Below are 1,061 nucleotides of genomic sequence, written 5' to 3' on the forward strand. Positions count from 1 at the left end.
GTACCGATAACTGTGGAATCACCACTATGAGTGTGACACCAAATGCGTTTACCTCCGCTAACTTGGGCGCTAATACAGTGACCTTAAGTATAGAAGATGCGGCAGGTCATATCAGCACTTGTACAGCGACGGTAACAGTAACCGATTTAACTCCTCCAGTAGCAGTATGTCAAGACATTACAGTAGAACTAGATGCAACTGGAACAGCAAGCATAGTAGGAACCGATATTGACAATGGTTCATACGATAATGGAGTTGTAGTATCTTTAGAAGCCAATCCAAACACATTCGATTGCACAAATGTAGGAGCCAACACAGTAACCTTAACAGTAACTGATGACGCCGGCTTAACAACGACATGTGAATCAATAGTAACAGTAGAAGATAATATCGCCCCAGTAATGGCTTCACAGAATGTAACCATTCAATTAGATGCCTCAGGAGCTGCAAGTATTACAGCTGCCGATATTGATAATGGCAGTTATGACAATTGTGACTTCACATTAACAGCCAGTCAAACAGACTTCGCTTGTACAGATTTAGGCGTAAATACGATTACCTTAACCGGAACAGATGCCAGTAATAATGTATCAACAATTACTGCCGATGTCACAGTAGAGGATGTTATTGACCCAAGTATTACTTGTGGAGCAGCAATAAGCCAAACCGCAGATGCAGGACAAGCCAATGCTTTAGTAACAGTAGTAGCACCAGTAACAGGAGATAATTGTACCGTATCAAGTATCACAAATGATTTCAATAATACAGCCGAAGCAACAGATACTTATCCAGTAGGAACAACAACTATCACTTGGACGGTAACAGACCAAAGTGGTAATACCAATACTTGTACTCAAGAAATAGTCATCACAGATGATGAATCTCCAAGTATAGCATGTGAAGGCGCAATGACACAAACAGCAGATTTAAATAGCTGTGATGCGTCCGTAGCAGTAATTGCTCCAACAACTTCAGATAATACAGGCGTAGCTAGTATCACTAATGACTATAATAATACAGCCGATGCCACAGATACTTATCCAGTAGGAACAACAACTATC

General features: G+C 40.8%; 1 protein-coding gene. It reads left to right on the plus strand.

What is annotated here, in order from left to right:
- On the plus strand, positions 1-1,061 hold a 1,061-nt coding region (locus tag HNS40_RS22415), incomplete at both ends, for an HYR domain-containing protein (RefSeq protein ID WP_172284939.1).

The sequence above is a fragment of the Lentimicrobium sp. S6 genome, from assembly GCF_013166635.1.
Lineage (GTDB): Bacteria > Bacteroidota > Bacteroidia > Bacteroidales > UBA12170 > UBA12170.